The sequence below is a fragment of the Shewanella sp. M-Br genome, assembly GCF_036245925.1.
Taxonomy (GTDB): domain Bacteria; phylum Pseudomonadota; class Gammaproteobacteria; order Enterobacterales; family Shewanellaceae; genus Shewanella; species Shewanella oncorhynchi.
Window position 1 is genome coordinate 19,790 of sequence record NZ_BJBV01000002.1, and the last position, 15,993, is coordinate 35,782.

16 protein-coding genes are annotated in these 15,993 nt (G+C 43.2%); 10 read left to right on the forward strand and 6 right to left on the reverse strand.

What is annotated here, in order from left to right:
- Nucleotides 1-71 precede the first annotated feature (71 nt).
- The 4 genes from AAA952_RS02035 to AAA952_RS02050 all read left to right on the forward strand — a co-directional run bounded on the left by AAA952_RS02035 (nt 72) and on the right by AAA952_RS02050 (nt 4,977).
- Complete coding sequence (locus AAA952_RS02035) at nt 72-1,784, forward strand: AMP-binding protein (RefSeq protein ID WP_263185765.1); 1,713 nt, start codon at nt 72-74, stop codon at nt 1,782-1,784.
- A 353-nt stretch (nt 1,785-2,137) separates the two neighbouring features.
- Nucleotides 2,138-2,884 carry a substrate-binding periplasmic protein gene (locus tag AAA952_RS02040; protein WP_338253961.1) on the forward strand — a complete coding sequence of 249 codons (747 nt, stop codon included), beginning with the start codon at nt 2,138-2,140 and terminating at the stop codon, nt 2,882-2,884.
- A 165-nt stretch (nt 2,885-3,049) separates the two neighbouring features.
- Nucleotides 3,050-4,090, forward strand: coding sequence for a M14 family metallopeptidase (locus AAA952_RS02045; protein WP_338253964.1), 1,041 nt, complete (start codon nt 3,050-3,052; stop codon nt 4,088-4,090).
- The gene (locus AAA952_RS02050; protein ID WP_338253966.1) at nt 4,087-4,977 is read left to right on the forward strand and encodes an alpha/beta fold hydrolase; all 891 of its coding nucleotides are present in this window, start codon (nt 4,087-4,089) and stop codon (nt 4,975-4,977) included. Before AAA952_RS02045 ends, AAA952_RS02050 begins: the two co-directional genes overlap by 4 nt.
- Nucleotides 4,978-5,012: 35 nt before the next feature.
- Here the strand turns inward: AAA952_RS02050 and AAA952_RS02055 are convergent, their stop codons facing one another.
- On the reverse strand, nt 5,013-5,420 hold the full coding sequence (locus AAA952_RS02055; RefSeq protein WP_028759602.1) for a YccF domain-containing protein: 408 nt from the start codon (nt 5,418-5,420) through the stop codon (nt 5,013-5,015).
- Between the two features lie 267 nt (nt 5,421-5,687).
- On the opposite strand from AAA952_RS02055, the gene AAA952_RS02060 reads away from it, so the two are divergent.
- The 4 genes from AAA952_RS02060 (at nt 5,688) to AAA952_RS02075 (ending at nt 10,256) form a co-directional block, all read left to right on the forward strand.
- Nucleotides 5,688-6,716, forward strand: a complete 1,029-nt coding sequence (locus AAA952_RS02060) for a pyridoxal-phosphate dependent enzyme (RefSeq protein WP_338253970.1) — start codon at nt 5,688-5,690, stop codon at nt 6,714-6,716.
- An 81-nt stretch (nt 6,717-6,797) separates the two neighbouring features.
- Nucleotides 6,798-7,511, forward strand: a complete 714-nt coding sequence (locus AAA952_RS02065; protein WP_338253972.1) for an NUDIX hydrolase — start codon at nt 6,798-6,800, stop codon at nt 7,509-7,511.
- Nucleotides 7,512-7,867: 356 nt separating this feature from the next.
- Nucleotides 7,868-8,773, forward strand: coding sequence for a ribose-phosphate diphosphokinase (gene prs / locus AAA952_RS02070; RefSeq protein ID WP_338253974.1), 906 nt, complete (start codon nt 7,868-7,870; stop codon nt 8,771-8,773).
- A 10-nt stretch (nt 8,774-8,783) separates the two neighbouring features.
- Nucleotides 8,784-10,256 (forward strand): nicotinate phosphoribosyltransferase, encoded by a 1,473-nt coding sequence (locus AAA952_RS02075; protein ID WP_263176600.1) that lies wholly within the window; start codon nt 8,784-8,786, stop codon nt 10,254-10,256.
- A 157-nt stretch (nt 10,257-10,413) separates the two neighbouring features.
- Here the strand turns inward: AAA952_RS02075 and AAA952_RS02080 are convergent, their stop codons facing one another.
- The 5 genes from AAA952_RS02080 to AAA952_RS02100 all read right to left on the reverse strand — a co-directional run bounded on the left by AAA952_RS02080 (nt 10,414) and on the right by AAA952_RS02100 (nt 13,950).
- On the reverse strand, nt 10,414-10,674 hold the full coding sequence (locus AAA952_RS02080; RefSeq protein WP_338253977.1) for a hypothetical protein: 261 nt from the start codon (nt 10,672-10,674) through the stop codon (nt 10,414-10,416).
- 300 nt (nt 10,675-10,974) lie between these two features.
- Complete coding sequence (locus AAA952_RS02085) at nt 10,975-11,148, reverse strand: hypothetical protein (protein ID WP_006082106.1); 174 nt, start codon at nt 11,146-11,148, stop codon at nt 10,975-10,977.
- Between the two features lie 727 nt (nt 11,149-11,875).
- Nucleotides 11,876-12,598: a ChrR family anti-sigma-E factor gene (locus AAA952_RS02090; RefSeq protein WP_263203058.1), complete on the reverse strand. Its 723-nt coding sequence runs from the start codon at nt 12,596-12,598 to the stop codon at nt 11,876-11,878.
- Nucleotides 12,591-13,253, reverse strand: coding sequence for a sigma-70 family RNA polymerase sigma factor (locus tag AAA952_RS02095; protein WP_028759609.1), 663 nt, complete (start codon nt 13,251-13,253; stop codon nt 12,591-12,593). Before AAA952_RS02095 ends, AAA952_RS02090 begins: the two co-directional genes overlap by 8 nt.
- 145 nt (nt 13,254-13,398) lie before the next feature.
- Complete coding sequence (locus AAA952_RS02100) at nt 13,399-13,950, reverse strand: LON peptidase substrate-binding domain-containing protein (protein WP_338253994.1); 552 nt, start codon at nt 13,948-13,950, stop codon at nt 13,399-13,401.
- Nucleotides 13,951-14,051: 101 nt separating this feature from the next.
- On the opposite strand from AAA952_RS02100, the gene AAA952_RS02105 reads away from it, so the two are divergent.
- Both AAA952_RS02105 and AAA952_RS02110 read left to right on the forward strand, forming a co-directional pair.
- The gene (locus AAA952_RS02105) at nt 14,052-14,666 is read left to right on the forward strand and encodes a class I SAM-dependent methyltransferase (RefSeq protein ID WP_338253996.1); all 615 of its coding nucleotides are present in this window, start codon (nt 14,052-14,054) and stop codon (nt 14,664-14,666) included.
- A 232-nt stretch (nt 14,667-14,898) separates the two neighbouring features.
- Nucleotides 14,899-15,843 (forward strand): chemotaxis protein CheV, encoded by a 945-nt coding sequence (locus tag AAA952_RS02110; protein WP_105252200.1) that lies wholly within the window; start codon nt 14,899-14,901, stop codon nt 15,841-15,843.
- Nucleotides 15,844-15,993 lie beyond the last annotated feature (150 nt).

The window sequence follows — 15,993 nt, forward strand, 5'->3', positions numbered from 1 at the left end:
CTTGTGACATGATCCGTGGATTGGTTAGTTTGGACCTCGCTAACCATAATAATAAATGCACGGAGGCCTTAATGTCAGTTCCTACAAGCCAAGTTATAAGCCCGCTCAATGTTAGCGAGTTTAGAGGCGAGTCATCACCGAAACTCGTTGAGAAGACCATAGGTCAATATCTTGATGAGATTGCGGCAACGTATCCCGACCAATTAGCTGTCGTCGTACACCATCAACATATCCGCTGGAATTACCGCCAATATCTTGCCCAAATCGATGCGCTCGCCACAGGACTATTAAAACTCGGTATTAAGTCTGGTGATAGGGTAGGGATTTGGTCGCCTAACAATATCGAGTGGTGTTTAACCCAATATGCGACCGCTAAAATTGGCGCCATCATGGTGTGTATTAATCCTGCGTATCGTCCTGAAGAGTTGCAATATGCGCTGAGTAACGTGGGTTGCCGCGCGGTAATTTGTGCCGATAAGTTTAAATCCAGCAATTATCTTGAGATGCTATATGAATTGGCGCCTGAGCTAACTTCTTGCCCAGCGGGTAAATTACAAGCTAAAGCCGTACCTGAGCTTGAATTTGTGATCCGTATGGGCGCGGAGAAATCCGTCGGTATGTTGAATTTTGATGACTTGATCGTTGATGTGACCGCCGCTGACAGGATAATGCTCGAGAGTATTGCTAAGGAATTAAGCCCGTACGATGCGATTAATATCCAGTTTACCTCTGGCACGACGGGCAGTCCGAAAGGTGCGACCTTATCACATCATAACATATTGAATAATGGCTATTTAGTCGCAGAGGCGATGAAGTTTACCTGCCACGATAAACTCTGTATTCCAGTGCCTTTATACCATTGTTTTGGCATGGTACTTGGCAGTTTAGTCTGCTTAGCCAAAGGCGCAGCTGCTGTGTTCCCCGGAGAATCCTTCGATCCATTGACGACATTGCAAGTGATTGAGCAAGAGCGTTGCACCGCTTTGCATGGCGTACCGACCATGTTTATTGCCGAGTTGGAACACCCAGAATTTGCTCGTTTTGATTTGAGTTCCTTACGAACCGGCGTGATGGCGGGGGCAACTTGTCCTGAAGAAGTGATGCGACGTGTACAAAACCTGATGTATATGAAGGAAGTGCTGATTGGTTATGGTCAGACCGAATGCAGTCCGCTCAATCACATTACTGAAATCGACTCACCCGTAGAGAAACGGGTGCTCACCGTTGGCCGTGCTTTACCCCATACCGAAGTGAAAATTGTCGATGAATTTGGCGAAGTGCTGCCAATTAATCAACCCGGTGAAGTTTGTAGTCGCGGTTACTGCATTATGCAGTGTTATTGGAATGATCCTGAGAAAACGGCGGCAACCATAGACAGTCAAGGCTGGCTACATTCGGGCGATATTGGCCAAATGGATGAGCAAGGTTATGTGCAAATTGTGGGGCGCATTAAAGATATGATTATTCGCGGCGGCGAGAATATTTATCCCCGTGAGATTGAAGAGAAACTTTACACCCATAAAGATGTGCAGGATGCGGCGGTCTTTGGCGTTCAAAGCGATAAATACGGCGAGGAAGTGTGTGCTTGGATCAAAGTCCGCTCAGGAGCCGCGATTACAGAGGCTGATATTCGTCATTTTCTCACTGAGAAATTCGCCTACTTTAAAGTGCCGCGCTACATCAAGTTTGTGGATCAGTATCCAATGACAGTGACGGGAAAAATTCAGAAATTCAAAATGCGCGAGCTGATGTATCAAGAGTTATATGAAGATATTAATGCTTAAGTCATTTAGTTTTGAGCTGATGAATACTATTGATATTTGACTTCCAAGCCGCGCAATGCGGCTTGAATTTTATTCTGTCTAGCTATTTCGGTTAGCAGATAAACGAACAAGCTAATTGGCTAATGAAAAAGTCGGCGAGTCATACCATCAAGCCAAGCTGCACTTTGAGTTAGCTTTTGCTGCTAATGTCGTTATTCTAATTGTAACAAAACTTCACTTCACCACTGTGGCTTGATGGCTATACTAAAACTAGTCATAAAATCTAACCAGTCATAAAATCTCGGCAGATAAAAACGAAAGCGTTAAGTTGTCGATGATGTAGTCGTAAATCCATGTAGGCAAAGGAGTACTAAATGGTTCGATGGCGTTCAATGCTCCTTGTGTATTGTCTTTCCTTTATGGGATTGAGCGTAGCTAAAGCGGATACCTTAATGCTCACTTCTTTACTTTGGCCGCCTTATTCAGGAGAGCAATTAACGGAGCAGGGTGCCAGTATTGCCGTGGTACGGGCGGCGCTGAACGTTATGGGACATCAGTTAAAAGTGGATTTTTATCCGTGGAGCCGCGCTGTCAAACTTACGACTATGCCGAACTCTGACTACATGGGTTATTTTCCTGAATACTATGTAGAAACTGAAAAGTTTATTTTTTCAAAACCGATTGGCGAAAGTCCATTGGGGCTAGTGGAGCAAAAGTCCCATCCAGTAAGTTGGAATTATATTGAAGATCTTAATCGCTATACCTTAGGTGTGGTGAAAGATTATGTGAATACTCAGGCCTTAGATCGCATGATCGTTTCCGGTGTACAGCGGACTGAAGCTGTGACTTCGGATGAGCATAATGTCAAAAAAGTTGCCGCAGGTCGGATTGATGCCGCGGTGATTGATGTCAACGTTCTGCACTATTTACTCAAGCAAAAGCCCTTACAGCCGCTGGCGACAAAGTTGCAAATCAATCGGAAAATTCTGGCGAATAAGCAGCTCTATATCGCGTTTCGTAATACAGAAGAGGGACGGCGTTGGCGAGATATTGTTGACCAAGGTTTAGCGCTGGTTGACGTAGAAACCATCATTGGAGAGCTACTTTATCGTGAAGACTAATGTAGGGTTTTAGGATAGTTTATTCTTTGTTTTACTCGTTATTTTTCCGCTTATTTCCCCGTACAGTCACTTCTGATATGCAGTTTGTCATCATTTTGTCTTTGTTCACTATTAGTATCACTTTAACGGCATGAGTTGTTCTCTCATTTTATTGATTAAGGTGACATGAAGAAACTTCCTTTTGAGCTTCCATTTGAGTTAGATACGCTGCAGCAACTCATTGATACTCATCATCTTAAGTTAGATTATCAGATCCTTGCCGACATTCCATTCCGCCAAGAGCATTTCCCCCTTTACAGTGTTGAGTTAGGTGGTACAGATACGCCTTGTCCGACAGTACTCTTTGTGGGGGGCGTGCATGGGGTTGAGCGTATTGGATCTCAAGTTATTTTGGCATTGTTAAACAGTTTATTGCAGCGGCTTGTTTGGGATAAACACCTACAACAGATGTTAACGGGCCTGCGGTTAGCTTTTGTACCTGTAGTGAATCCTGTTGGGTTATTCATGGGAACGCGGGGCAATGGTAATCAAGTGGATTTGATGCGTAACGCTCCGATAGAATCCCGTGAAAAAGTGTCCTTTATGGTGGGAGGACAGCGTATATCGTCACGGCTGCCCTGGTATCGCGGTATTGGGGGAATGGAGCTGGAAACTGCGGGCTTAGTTGCCTATGTACAACAACTGTTGAGTCGCAGCACAAGTTTGATTTCGCTTGATGCCCACTCGGGATTTGGCTTGAGTGATCATATCTGGTTCCCCTACGCCCATACCCGTACCGCCTTCGAAAATGCCAATTATATTTTTCATCTAAAACAATTATTTGAACAGAGTTATCCCCATCACGGTCATTATCGGTTGGCGCCGCAGAGCCAGTTTTATCGCACTCATGGTGATATTTGGGATTATCTCTATCGCCAGCACCAAGTGGCTGATCCTTCTGCTCAGGTGCCATTTTTACCTTTGACATTAGAGATGGGATCTTGGGCATGGATAAAGAAGAATCCTAGACAAATATTTAATTTTGCTGGCTTTTTTAATCCACAAAAAACACATCGTCACCACAGGATTTTACGCAGGCATACAGTACTCATGCAATTTATGATGGAAGCGGCCTATGCCCAATCGTTAGAGCAGTTAACACCTGAACGTTTGGCTGAGCTGACAGAGTGCGCATGGCATTATTGGTATTGGGAGTCTCAGTCATGACCACTTGGGTGATATTAAGGGGGTTAATGCGTGATCAGCGCCATTGGAATGGTTTCGATCAGCGTCTGCGACAAAAGGGATTGCGAGTGCTGACACCGGATCTTCCGGGCAATGGGACGCTATCCCACGAATTAAGTCCGCTTAAGATTGCTGATTATGCCTATGCCGTGTGGCAGCAATTGGATGAGCAGGTACAGGAAGGGGAGACTATTTATCTCCTCGGCTTGTCTATGGGCGGTATGTTGGCGCTGGAAATGGCATGCCAGCGACCTTGGCAGATAAGGCATGTCTTTGTATTAAACAGCAGTGCGGCAAATTTATCGTCTTGGTATCAAAGATTTAACCCGCTGAATGCATTGAAGGCTTTTTTCATGCGGGCTCGGGGTAACGCTTTACATCCAATCGAGTCGACTATAGTGCGTTTAACCAGTTTTCGTCATCGGCGAGACCGAGATTTAATTGTCAAGTGGAGTGAGTTTCGCCGCGATACCACACCAAGTAGACGCAATGTATGGCGACAACTTTGGGCGGCTTTTCAATACCAATGTCCATTGACAGTGGAAGTACCGATAACTGTGCTCTGCGGTGACCGTGATGCGCTGGTGAGTATGGCATCGAGTAAGGCGCTAGCACGGCATTTTTACACCGATTTGATTGTACTCGCGTATTGCGGTCACGATGCAGCTATAGATGCACCCGCAAAACTGGCGCATTATCTGTTGGACATTGTGGGGGCGACTAAGCCGCAAGTGCAGTTTTCTGTGGATAGTGAGCCTGCCAATACTCAATATGATTGCAACGATTTATTGGAGGAAGAAATAGCCTTAAACGAAGCGATATTTACTGTATGGGATGACAAAGCGCTATCCACTCTTGAAACCAAATAATCGAGAGTGAATAGCGCAGTTAACGCATTGTCTTATTAAGCTTTAGCCACTACGGTTTGGCCTATCGGTGTGAGGCTGAGTAAAGCCAACTTAAGATGCTGTATCCCAAAGGGAATACCGATAATCGTCACAAAACAAGCTAAGGCGTGGACCAAATGCCCTATGGCTAACCAGATCCCAAACAGTAAGAACCAAATGATATTTCCTACCATGCCTAATGCACCTGTGCCCAAGTCTTCACGTCCAGTTAAGTGGCGACGGTTCATTTGTTCTTGGCCGAAGGGCCAAAAGGTCATTTCGCCGATAACAAAACAGGCGCGGCCGAAGGGAATACCAATGATACTGATAAAACACAGGATACCTGCGAGCCACCAAGCGAGTCCCATCACAAATCCGCCGAGTACAAACCAAGCTATGTTGAATATTAAGCGTAATACAGCCATTGAAAGCTCCTTATGTTTACCCTGTTAGCCTTTATCGTTAGCTTCGATAAATTGAATATATGTCAATGTCTAAGCGATAACTATGCCAACTATTTAAATTGTTCATAATCAATTGGTTAATTATATGTATTCGAGATTCATGTGTCATTTTCACTAGTTTTTCGCCAAATTGATAATTTCTTAAGGGCGTAACAGGAAGGGCGGAGTTACACTAGCCTTCCCTTAACTGGTTTAAAAACCAGAGAATTTAATCGTTTGAGTAGCTTGATGTTTGCAAATTCCCCTGTCGATACATTTGCCTTTGCTGGCAGAGACATATTCCTAAAACGTGATGATTTACTGCATCCGGCGTTTAGTGGCAATAAAGCTCGCAAATTCGGCTATTTTTTAGATCATGAGTTTGCAGGCATCAGCAAGGTGATAGGTCACGGCTCGCCATTGGCTAACTCACTGTATTCATTGTCAACATTAGCGAAGATGAAAGGCTGGCGATGTGATTTTTATGTAGATCATATTGCCAGTCAAGTGGTTAAACATCCTACGGGCAATTACGCTGCCGCTTTAGCGAATGGCGCTAATATTATCGATTTAAGTGTGTTAATAGCACAAAAGCAGGCGTGCACTCAGTCGCAATCTGAACCTCACGTTTTGTCAAATCTTAATGCTAGGCCTGACCCTACAGCGCAAGTGGGTGATGTGCGACTGAGTTGCCAAGATTATATCGAGGCTCAAGTACTCGTGAATGAGCCGACGGCGCTTTTTATCCCAGAGGGAGGGAGCTGTGCTTACGCCGAATACGGGGTTAATAGATTGGCGCAAGAGATAGTACAGTTTGCGAAGGCGAATGGATTGGTTGATTTAACGGTGTTTTTACCTTCGGGGACGGGAACGACAGCATTATTTTTAAATCAGTATTTTATCCATCAGCAAACGGATATTCGCGTCGTGACTTGTGCCGTTGTCGGTGGCGATGATTATTTGCGCTTGCAATTTTCCTTACTTAATTCCAATACCAGTGAGCATCCACAGATTGTTAATGTCGGCAAGAAATATCATTTTGGTAAACTTTATCCCGAATTTTATGCCATGTGGCAGCGGGTCTGCGCCTCAGGCGTGCAGTTTGAATTACTCTACGATCCCTTAGGTTTTATTGTGCTTGAGGAATATTTACAAGGCGGAGGCTCTCGTCCAGTGATGTATATTCACCAAGGTGGCTTACTCGGGAACGAGACCATGTTGCCACGTTATCAGCGTAAATTTGGGCGAAGTGGCTTATCCTGTGCCTCTGAGCATTGACTTAGTGACGCTAAGACATAATATGTTTGAAGCTATGTAATGCTAAGTTAAGCTGATTATTTGGAACGATGAGAAATATCAATGACTGAAGCGGAATATCTCGCCAATTACGATCCTAAGGTTTTTAAGGCTCAGCTACTGACAGTGGATGCTGTATTGTTTACCTACCATGATCAGCAACTTAAAGTACTTTTAGTGCAACGCTCAAATCATCCTTTTTTAGGTTTTTGGGGATTACCTGGAGGCTTTATTGATGAACATTGCGATCAATCCCTTGAGGAAGCGGTGTTACGCAAATTGCAGGAAAAAACGGCAGTAGTGCCGCCTTATATTGAGCAACTTTGCACTCTCGGTAATCGTCATCGCGATGTGCGAGGCTGGTCGGTGACTGTGTGTTATACAGCGTTGATGAGTTATCAAGCCTGCCAAATACAGATTGATTCAGTGAGTGATGCTAAATGGTGGCCATTAGCGGATGTGTTACAGATACCCTTAGCGTTTGATCATTTGCAGTTAATCAAGCAAGCGCGCGAACGTTTAACCCAGAAAGCCTTGTATTCCTTAGTGCCGGGCTTTGCACTCTCAGAACCTTTCACTTTGCCAGAACTGCAGCATGTACATGAAGTCTTACTGGGTAAGCCTATCCAAGGGAAATCTTTTCGTCGGCGAGTGGAGCAGGCGGATTTATTGATCGATACCGGATTGAAGCGCACCGAACGGGGGCGTCCTGCTAATTTATACCGCTTGAAACCCGATACTGCATCGTATCGCTTCTTAAGAAATTTAGAATGTTGATCACAGTGAATAAGGATTTAAGCAAGATATTGCTTTGCTCAATATGAGTAACAGCGAGTGCTTATGTCTTATTCATAGTGACTTGGAGTCTGTAAAGACGGTTCGATTGCAGCCGTTGCCCTAACGTCTCCTGTTTTTCTATTACTCACCGCTCATATTGCAGCTTTGTAGTTGTCATACCCATAAATAGTGTCCAAAGGACACTATATACTCTTTTGCTATATCATGTTTGTTTACGGCGTTATAAATAGTCTAAAAATCAACTTTACATATTAATGTCTTTGAGACACTATTGATTCTGTAGACAACAAGGGCGCCGTTAATTGCGGTAATCTTGCCATAGACAGGAGGTTAGTATGTCTCAACGCATTCAAGTGTCTCAACAAATTCAAACATCTCAAGCTGTTTCGAATTCTCAATGCTTACAAGCCGATTTTTATCAGCTACCCGCCGCTAGCGATGAGACTCACTACCGTTTATTTCAATTTGGTGCGGGGGAAAACCATGTTCAACTACTGGTTCCTCCAGCGAAACGCGTCACAGTTTTCTTCGGTTATCGTGGCGATCATTCCATCATGCAGCTCTTGTTGTTAACTGATGCATTGCGTCGCAGTGGTGCAGAGCAAATTGATCTGTTGCTGCCTTATATGCCGGGTGCTCGCCAAGATAGAGTGTGTAATGCAGGTGAGGCCTTGTCGGTAAAAGTCTATGCTAGCCTAATTAATCAGCAGCAATATGCTTCGGTCAGCGTTTTTGACCCTCACAGCGATGTCACCGCCGCATTGTTAGACCGAGTTCAGGTTATAGACAATCACAGCTTTGTCGCCGCTATCACTGCCCAATTATCGGGTGAGCTAGTGTTAGTCTCGCCCGATGCGGGGGCGAATAAAAAAGTATTCGGCTTAGCTAAAGCGTTACAGGGAATGCCGGTGATCAGGGCCGATAAACATCGTGATGTGGTCAATGGCCATATTATCGCTACCGAGGTGTTCTGTGATGACTTATCGGGTAAAACCTGCTTAATCGTTGACGACATTTGCGCGGGTGGCAGAACTTTTATTGAACTTGCCATCAAATTAAAGCAAAAGGGGGCCCAAAGCGTCATTTTGATCGTGTCACATTATGAAGATAAGGCCAGCGAGTTGGCTCTGTGCGAGGCGGGCATAGACAGATTATTTTGTACCGATAGTTTAGGTGTCCCCAAACATATTTCGAGTGAGTTCTGTCATTGCCATGCTGTTTTGAGTTATATGAATCATTAAGGAAAATATTATGTACTTGAATCCCGTTACTGCTATTGATGGTTACAAAGTCGACCACCGTCGTCAATATCCCGATAATACTCAGGTGATTTTTAGTAACCTGACTGCCCGTAAATCCCGTCGTGGTTACACTGACCAAATGGTGTTTTTTGGCTTGCAATATTTTATCAAGCATTTCTTGATTGACAGTTGGAACCGTGATTTCTTTCAACAACCCAAAGATCAGGTCATTCGTCAATTCTCCCGCCGTATCAATAACTATCTCGGGCCGAATAATGTTGGCACTCAGCATATTGAGGAGTTGCATGATTTAGGTTATTTACCAATTAAAATTATGGCATTACCTGAAGGCTCAGTGTATCCATTAAAAGTGCCTTGCTTGATTTTGTACAATACTGATGAGCGGTTCTTTTGGTTGACCAATTATCTCGAAACCATCCTTTCCGCTAATGTGTGGGGTATGTGTACCAGTGCCACTACCGCACTGCAATACCGCAAAATATTTGAGACTTACGCGCTAGAAACCGATGGTGACATCGCTTTTGTTGATTGGCAGGGGCACGATTTTAGTTTCCGTGGCATGTATGGTGCAGAGGCCGCTGTAATGAGCGGCGCCGCACATTTACTCAGTTTTACTGGGACTGATACCATACCCGCCATTGATTTTCTTGAGCAATATTACCTTGCCGATAGTGATAAAGAACTTGTCGGTGGCAGTGTGCCCGCAACGGAGCACAGTGTCATGTGCGCGGGTGGCATGGAGAATGAATTAGAGACGTTCCGCCGTTTGATTGAAGATATTTACCCAACGGGCATTGTCAGCATTGTTTCAGATTCTTGGGATTTTTGGCAGGTGATGACAGAATTCACCTTAGCGTTAAAAGACCGCATTCTTGCCCGCGATGGCAAAGTGGTGTTTAGGCCTGATACGGGTTGCCCTGTGAAAATCATTTGTGGCGATCCACAAGCACCAATCGGGAGTCCTGAATATAAAGGCGCTATTGAGTGTCTGTGGGACGTCTTTGGGGGCAGCACAACAGCCAAAGGTTACAAAGCGCTGAATAGCCATGTTGGACTGATTTATGGCGATTCAATCACCATTGAACGGGCTGAAGCCATTTGTGCCGGATTAAAGGCCAAAGGGTTTGCGTCAACCAATATTGTGTTTGGAATTGGCAGTTTTACCTATCAACACGTGACCCGAGATACTGACGGTTATGCTGTGAAAGCGACCTTTGCGAAAGTTGATGGTAAAGATAGAGAAATATTTAAAGATCCTAAAACAGATGATGGCACTAAAAAATCTGCTAAGGGTTTAGTGGCGGTATTTAAAGATGAGCAGGGTCAATTTTATCTTAAAGATCAAGCCAGCTGGCAAGATGTCAACAATTGCGAGTTTGTTCCCGTATTTGCCGATGGTGAACTATTAACGGAATATTCTTTGGCAGATATTCGCGCAAGGTTGGCAGAGTCTAGAAGTTGAGCCTATCGATTTGTGATTTTTAACGGCTATCGACAATAGCGAAGATAAAACTGGCAATGTGATTTCTATTAGGGTCATATTGTCAGTTAAGTTTTGAATTTATTTTAAGTCGTGTAAGTAAAACGTCCCATAAATAGTCAAATGCAAATACAAGCGATTAAGACAGTAACTGGTTCCGTTTAAGAATTTTATAGGTACGACAGCCAATGTTTTCGAGGTTTTTTAAATCTTTTAGGCTAGGCGTCACCTCACTAAATTGCCAATAACTGATTTCGGCATCTAACATTTCCAGCATTTTCTTCGAACAACCTAAACATTGTCCCTGGCACAGTTGTGCTTCTTCTAAATTGAGTGTAATAGTCTCTTTGATCTGGTTTATCAAGGTTTGCATGGCAATTTGAGTATTGGGTTTTGGCATAGATGATGTGCTGAACAGTATTCATGTGTATGAATATTAGCGGATGCTGCAATGGAAAGAGGTGATCTAACGCTGGATTTGACTCATTTGGTTCGGCAGGTATCTGTGTGAGAGAGATACAGCCTGAACCAAATGTGCTCGTCATAATGACGTAAAAAAGGATAGCGTGTTCGTGACATTCGGCTATCAGTCTACTTAAGTGCTCGGTACTGCGAAGATAATGGAAACCGATTAAATACACTTGAGTAAACGGGTACTGCGGTATTAATTTTTAACTTATCGTTTTACTTACTTTTTGACTTATTTGTTCGCGGACAATAACCATTTCATAAAGCTGATGGCTTCTGTACGTTTAGAAAAAGTCTGTCTGTTTTTACCTTGACGATCGGTAAAAGCAATTGAGGTTTTATTTACTGAGATTGAATCTACAGGGAAGTTCACTGTAATTTCATGTCCATTAATTTTGTATGACATATGCCACACTCCTTTTTGTTAATTCACCCATAGGTGAGATAGTTGTAACTATAAAATATCCTTAGCAATTGTGCGAAAGATTCGTTCTATTGAGTATCGAGGTTACCCCATCTTTGATTCATTAATCAAGAGATGCTTAATCGATAAATATTTCATGTTGTCGATTACGTCAATGGAATAACTCGATTCAACCAGTTGACCATAGCTTAATGACAATACTATGACAACAAGGAGAACGGTAAGTTCACAGACATAACCACATGATTTTAGTGATATCGAATGATTGAGCTTATGGGGTTTTGCTTGTAGTAGGCTTTCTTTATGAGGACCGAACTCTGATTGCTAAATATCAGGCTGGGTTAAAAAGGTAAACAACAAGGTGTATCTCAAAACGACGTGCAGTATATCAATAAAAATGGCTTATGCAAGTTTAATTTTTATCCGATGTCATTATTTATTTGCTAATGTTGAATTAAAGTGTATTTTTCGTGACTATTTGCTTGATTTAAAGAGGAATTGTCAGGACTGTTTATGGGTTCGTTTTTATTTTTGTGGTAATTGACTAAGGTTAATATTGCCGTTTTATAGGTAAATGTTATAAAAAATCCCACTAAAACAGGTCATTTTAATGGGAGTAATCGTAGTCAGTTATGTAATGGACTCATTAAACTGAATTTATAAATGAATCTATGCGTTTGCTGTTGTTTAAAAAACTCAGTCAAAAGGTTTAATAAATCAGTTCACCTATGGGATTGAGTAGCTTACTCAGACCTTTGGTAAAATGCAGCGGTGCATCTAATACTGTGTAGCATAAGCAACCGTTAATGGTTTTCGGTGAGTGATGATGTTGGCCGTCAAGCACGATAAAATCACCTGGCACATAGTCACCATTAAGATCGGAAAACTCTCCGGCTAGTAATAGTGTTAGTTCATAACCTTTATGGGTATGTTGGGGGATTTCACCTTGGGCATCTATATGCAATAGGCTAGCGCGGGTGTTCGTTTCATCGACATCAAAACGCATGCGACTGACTTTGCCTAATATTTGCCATGGACGGGCCAAATGCTGACGAAACACCGAGGGCACAGTGTAATGCTGTTGCTTTATGTCGACATCGATAGGGGCGTTATTAGGCACATTTGTCGCTGCCGGTTGAGCCATGATTTGCGCCATCATAGCGTCAATGTCCAATGCCGATTCTTGATTGTCGCCTGAGTGTTGCACCTTAACATACTCTCTGTGCATCAACTCTTCGCCCGTATCATTTGCAGCATGACCGCCATCAGGATTTAATGCTAAATTTGCAGCTTGTTCTGTGAATAGGGCAAGCTGCTCTCGACAAGTCTCACATAGGTCGCAGTGTGCGGATATTGCTATCGCCATTGATAAAGGTAAGTTCCCATTGGCATGGCTGACGAGTAATTCTTGTTGGGGATGATGCTTAATCATTGTGTGTCTCCAAGAAGCTTTTCAACTTTTCTAGCCCTAATCTTAAACGGGACTTTATGGTCCCTATTGGTACCTTTAGGGCATCGGCTAGCTCTTGTTGAGTGAGTTCTTGCATGTAAATGCCTTGCACAACTTGTCTTTGTGCTATGGGAAGGGCATCAAGATGTTGGAGTAATTTAGCAGTCAACTTGTGATCAGTGAGTGTGTCTTGAGCCATGGTCGCATCACACAGCGGCCAAATATCATCACCGAAAGTATCTTCTCTATTGTGTTGTACCCGTCTAAGCATATCGAAACATTGATTACGCATGATGGTAAACACCCAAGTTGTCACTGACCCTTTTTCTGCATTATATAGATGAGCCTTAGTCCAAACGCTGGTCATGGTTTCTTGTACTAAATCCATCGCCAACCCTTGTTGATTCAGTCTTTGTAAACCAAAGGCTCGGATCTTGGGCATGAAATGCTGGAATAAGTGACCAAAGGCGGCTCTGTCTCGGTTGTCTGCTACTTGTAGCATAAACGTGATTAAAGCATCCGCTTGAGGCTCGCAGGTTTGGGAAGCTGGAATTTCGTTATCCATAGCCGAATTAGTCAGAGACGTGATTGGGACATGATACCGAGTTTGCCTGCTTTGTGATTGAATATTTTCCATTATTTTCGCTCTTATCGCAGTCGTGAGTGCTGAGTGTGATATCAGTAACGACAAAATTGAGAAGTGTGTTGCACTTCTGAGCCCATTTTTGCTGTCAAACTTTCAATCAATACGAAGTGGCTTAAATAAAGGATCATTCACAGTATTATTTAATGACGGCCCGCAATAGATCTCGGGTCATAATATGATCTAAGGCATTAATGCAGGTGTACTTTTCGGATGCTTGTACGGGTAATATTTCTAGCCAGCGCTGGCAGACCCAAGCGATATCATCGAACTGTTCTGTTTGGTAGTGCTTGAGATGTTGCGGATATTCCTTAAGAATGTTTTGTAACATTTGACTCAAGTAACGTTCATCGGTCGCAATACGTACAGCAGGCCAATTGTCGATTAAACTGACGTTTCCGCGTTTTAAACCATCGGCTTCGACACTGATTTTATCAAGTTTAAAGCGTTTAGAACCTTGAATACTGATCCCTAATAGTCCGTCTGGTAAGGTTTCAAAATCAATAATATGCACTAAGGTGCCTATGGGCTGAATGGTTTTACCATCCTCTTCAAGCATACATAAGCCAAAGCCTTGGCCTGACTTTAATGATTCGGCGACCAAGCGCTTATATCTAGGTTCAAATACCCGCAGTTGTGTGTAACCTTCGGGCAATAAACAAATGGGTAATGGAAAAAGAGGTAATTTCATCGTGGCCTCTGGTGAACTTATGTTCCTATCATTACGTACCATAATGGCAGTTCGATCAGTAAAATTATTCAACAGTAGTTTACCCATAGTGAGAGGATGGCATGAAATTAAATCCATTTGAGAAAAAGATCGTTCAGCATCCATTACGTTTTTGGCTACAAAATCATCTCGAAGCGCCTTTACTAACGTCTATGATGCCAAAACCTATGGCTTTGTGCGAACGCGCATTAGAAATAGGTTGTGGGTTTGGTAACGGCATTCAGTTGATCCGCGAATATTTTGGCGCGGGACATATCACGGCCGTGGATATCGATCCTGAAATGGTTGCCTCCGCACAATCCCGTTGGCAATCTCGGCCGCAAGGGTTAAAAGGGCTGAGTTTCTCGGTTGCTGATGCAACATGTTTACCCTTTGGCGATGGCGAGTTTGATATGGTGTTTGATTTTGCCGTATTCCACCATATTCCAGAGTGGCAAGCGGCCATTAAGGAAGTTGCAAGGGTGCTGAAACCGAACGGATACTTTGTGATAGAGGATTTATATCGTGCCGCAATTTGTAATCCATTGAGCCGGCGCTTATTTGAGCATCCACAGCAGAATCGCTTTAATCATAGTGATTTGTTAGCGGTATTGCGCCAGCTGGGATTTGAGATTGTCCGCGATAGAAATGCCTTTAATCTTGCGGGTATGGTGCTCGCCCAGAAAATATTGCGTTAACACTAAGACCAAATATTAGCAATGTCGCGTATTATCTGAAAATATAAGCTTAGGGATGCAGATATCTGAGATGCGCTAAACGAAGTTTATGGCCGAACTTTGCGAGAGTGGTTGTAATTTTTAGATAAAATAGACTCTCGGCATGGTTCTTCATGGGAGTTTACCGCTATAATTTGAGCTAATCCGTCGCATGTGGGGAAAGGATTTTCCTCAAGAGTAGAGAAGCAGCATTATGGCAAACGTACTTGCAACCGTAGATCAGCGTACCAAACTCGTTGGTGAGAACCGACTTGAGTTGTTGCTCTTTAGCATTAATTCCACGCAGTTATTTGCCATTAACGTCTTTAAAGTCAAAGAAGTCGTCAAGCTTCCTCCCTTGAATGCGATGCCGGGTAGTCATCCGCATATTTCTGGTGTTGCTAATATTCGTGGGATTTCCATCCCCGTGATTGATTTACGTTCGGCCATAGGGTTTAAGCCCGTGCCGCCTAACGAAGATGCCAATATGATCATCACAGAATATAACCGTAGTGTGCAGGGTTTCTTAGTCGGTAAGGTTGAACACATTATCAACATGACTTGGAGCGATATTATGCCGCCGCCTAAAACGGCTGGGCGTAATAATTATCTAACGGCAATTACTCGCATAGAGCATCAAGGTCAGTCGCAGTTAGTGTCTATTATCGACGTAGAAAAAGTCTTGGCGGAGATCATTCACTACGATATCCGTTTATCTGAAGGTGTACTCGACGAAACCTTAGTCCATGAAATGCCAGGCAGAAAAATCCTGATTGTGGATGATTCATCGACCGCCAGACGTCAAGTGCGTGAAACGTTAGGCCAACTGGGTATCGAAATTATTGAGGCATCTGATGGCTTACAAGCGCTGACGTTATTGCAGAAATGGCGTGATGAAGGTAAACAAGTTGCCAAAGAATTATTGATGATGATTACCGATGCCGAAATGCCCGAAATGGACGGTTATAAGCTCACTTCTGAAGTGCGTAGCGATAAAGCTATGTCGGATTTATTCATCACCTTAAATACTTCGTTGAGTGGCAGTTTTAACCATGCCATGGTTGAAAAAGTGGGCTGTGATAAGTTTATTTCTAAGTTCCAACCGGATTTGCTGGTGGAAGTGGTGCAAGAAAGATTAAGACAAGTGATTAATCACTGATCGCATTTTGAGATTCGTACTATCGGTGATTGACCTTGAGTCGATCATCGATAGGTTCAGCGCTTTGAATGAACGCTTTAATAACAGTTGTTAATACGGTCTTTGAATCACATTCTTTCAACTGCTACTTTTTTAACTGCTTTTCTGCAA

Bases quoted from the DNA above. Each gene is read 5' to 3' on its own strand.
- AAA952_RS02055 (WP_028759602.1), bottom strand. From the start codon at position 5,420: ATGGCTGTATTACGCTTAATATTCAACATAGCTTGGTTTGTACTCGGC.
- AAA952_RS02045 (WP_338253964.1), top strand. From the start codon at position 3,050: ATGAAGAAACTTCCTTTTGAGCTTCCATTTGAGTTAGATACGCTGCAG.
- AAA952_RS02080 (WP_338253977.1), bottom strand. From the start codon at position 10,674: ATGCCAAAACCCAATACTCAAATTGCCATGCAAACCTTGATAAACCAG.
- AAA952_RS02035 (WP_263185765.1), top strand. From the start codon at position 72: ATGTCAGTTCCTACAAGCCAAGTTATAAGCCCGCTCAATGTTAGCGAG.
- AAA952_RS02110 (WP_105252200.1), top strand. From the start codon at position 14,899: ATGGCAAACGTACTTGCAACCGTAGATCAGCGTACCAAACTCGTTGGT.
- prs (WP_338253974.1), top strand. From the start codon at position 7,868: ATGTCTCAACGCATTCAAGTGTCTCAACAAATTCAAACATCTCAAGCT.
- AAA952_RS02095 (WP_028759609.1), bottom strand. From the start codon at position 13,253: ATGGAAAATATTCAATCACAAAGCAGGCAAACTCGGTATCATGTCCCA.
- AAA952_RS02040 (WP_338253961.1), top strand. From the start codon at position 2,138: ATGGTTCGATGGCGTTCAATGCTCCTTGTGTATTGTCTTTCCTTTATG.
- AAA952_RS02060 (WP_338253970.1), top strand. From the start codon at position 5,688: ATGTTTGCAAATTCCCCTGTCGATACATTTGCCTTTGCTGGCAGAGAC.
- AAA952_RS02065 (WP_338253972.1), top strand. From the start codon at position 6,798: ATGACTGAAGCGGAATATCTCGCCAATTACGATCCTAAGGTTTTTAAG.
- AAA952_RS02090 (WP_263203058.1), bottom strand. From the start codon at position 12,598: ATGATTAAGCATCATCCCCAACAAGAATTACTCGTCAGCCATGCCAAT.
- AAA952_RS02100 (WP_338253994.1), bottom strand. From the start codon at position 13,950: ATGAAATTACCTCTTTTTCCATTACCCATTTGTTTATTGCCCGAAGGT.
- AAA952_RS02075 (WP_263176600.1), top strand. From the start codon at position 8,784: ATGTACTTGAATCCCGTTACTGCTATTGATGGTTACAAAGTCGACCAC.
- AAA952_RS02105 (WP_338253996.1), top strand. From the start codon at position 14,052: ATGAAATTAAATCCATTTGAGAAAAAGATCGTTCAGCATCCATTACGT.
- AAA952_RS02085 (WP_006082106.1), bottom strand. From the start codon at position 11,148: ATGTCATACAAAATTAATGGACATGAAATTACAGTGAACTTCCCTGTA.
- AAA952_RS02050 (WP_338253966.1), top strand. From the start codon at position 4,087: ATGACCACTTGGGTGATATTAAGGGGGTTAATGCGTGATCAGCGCCAT.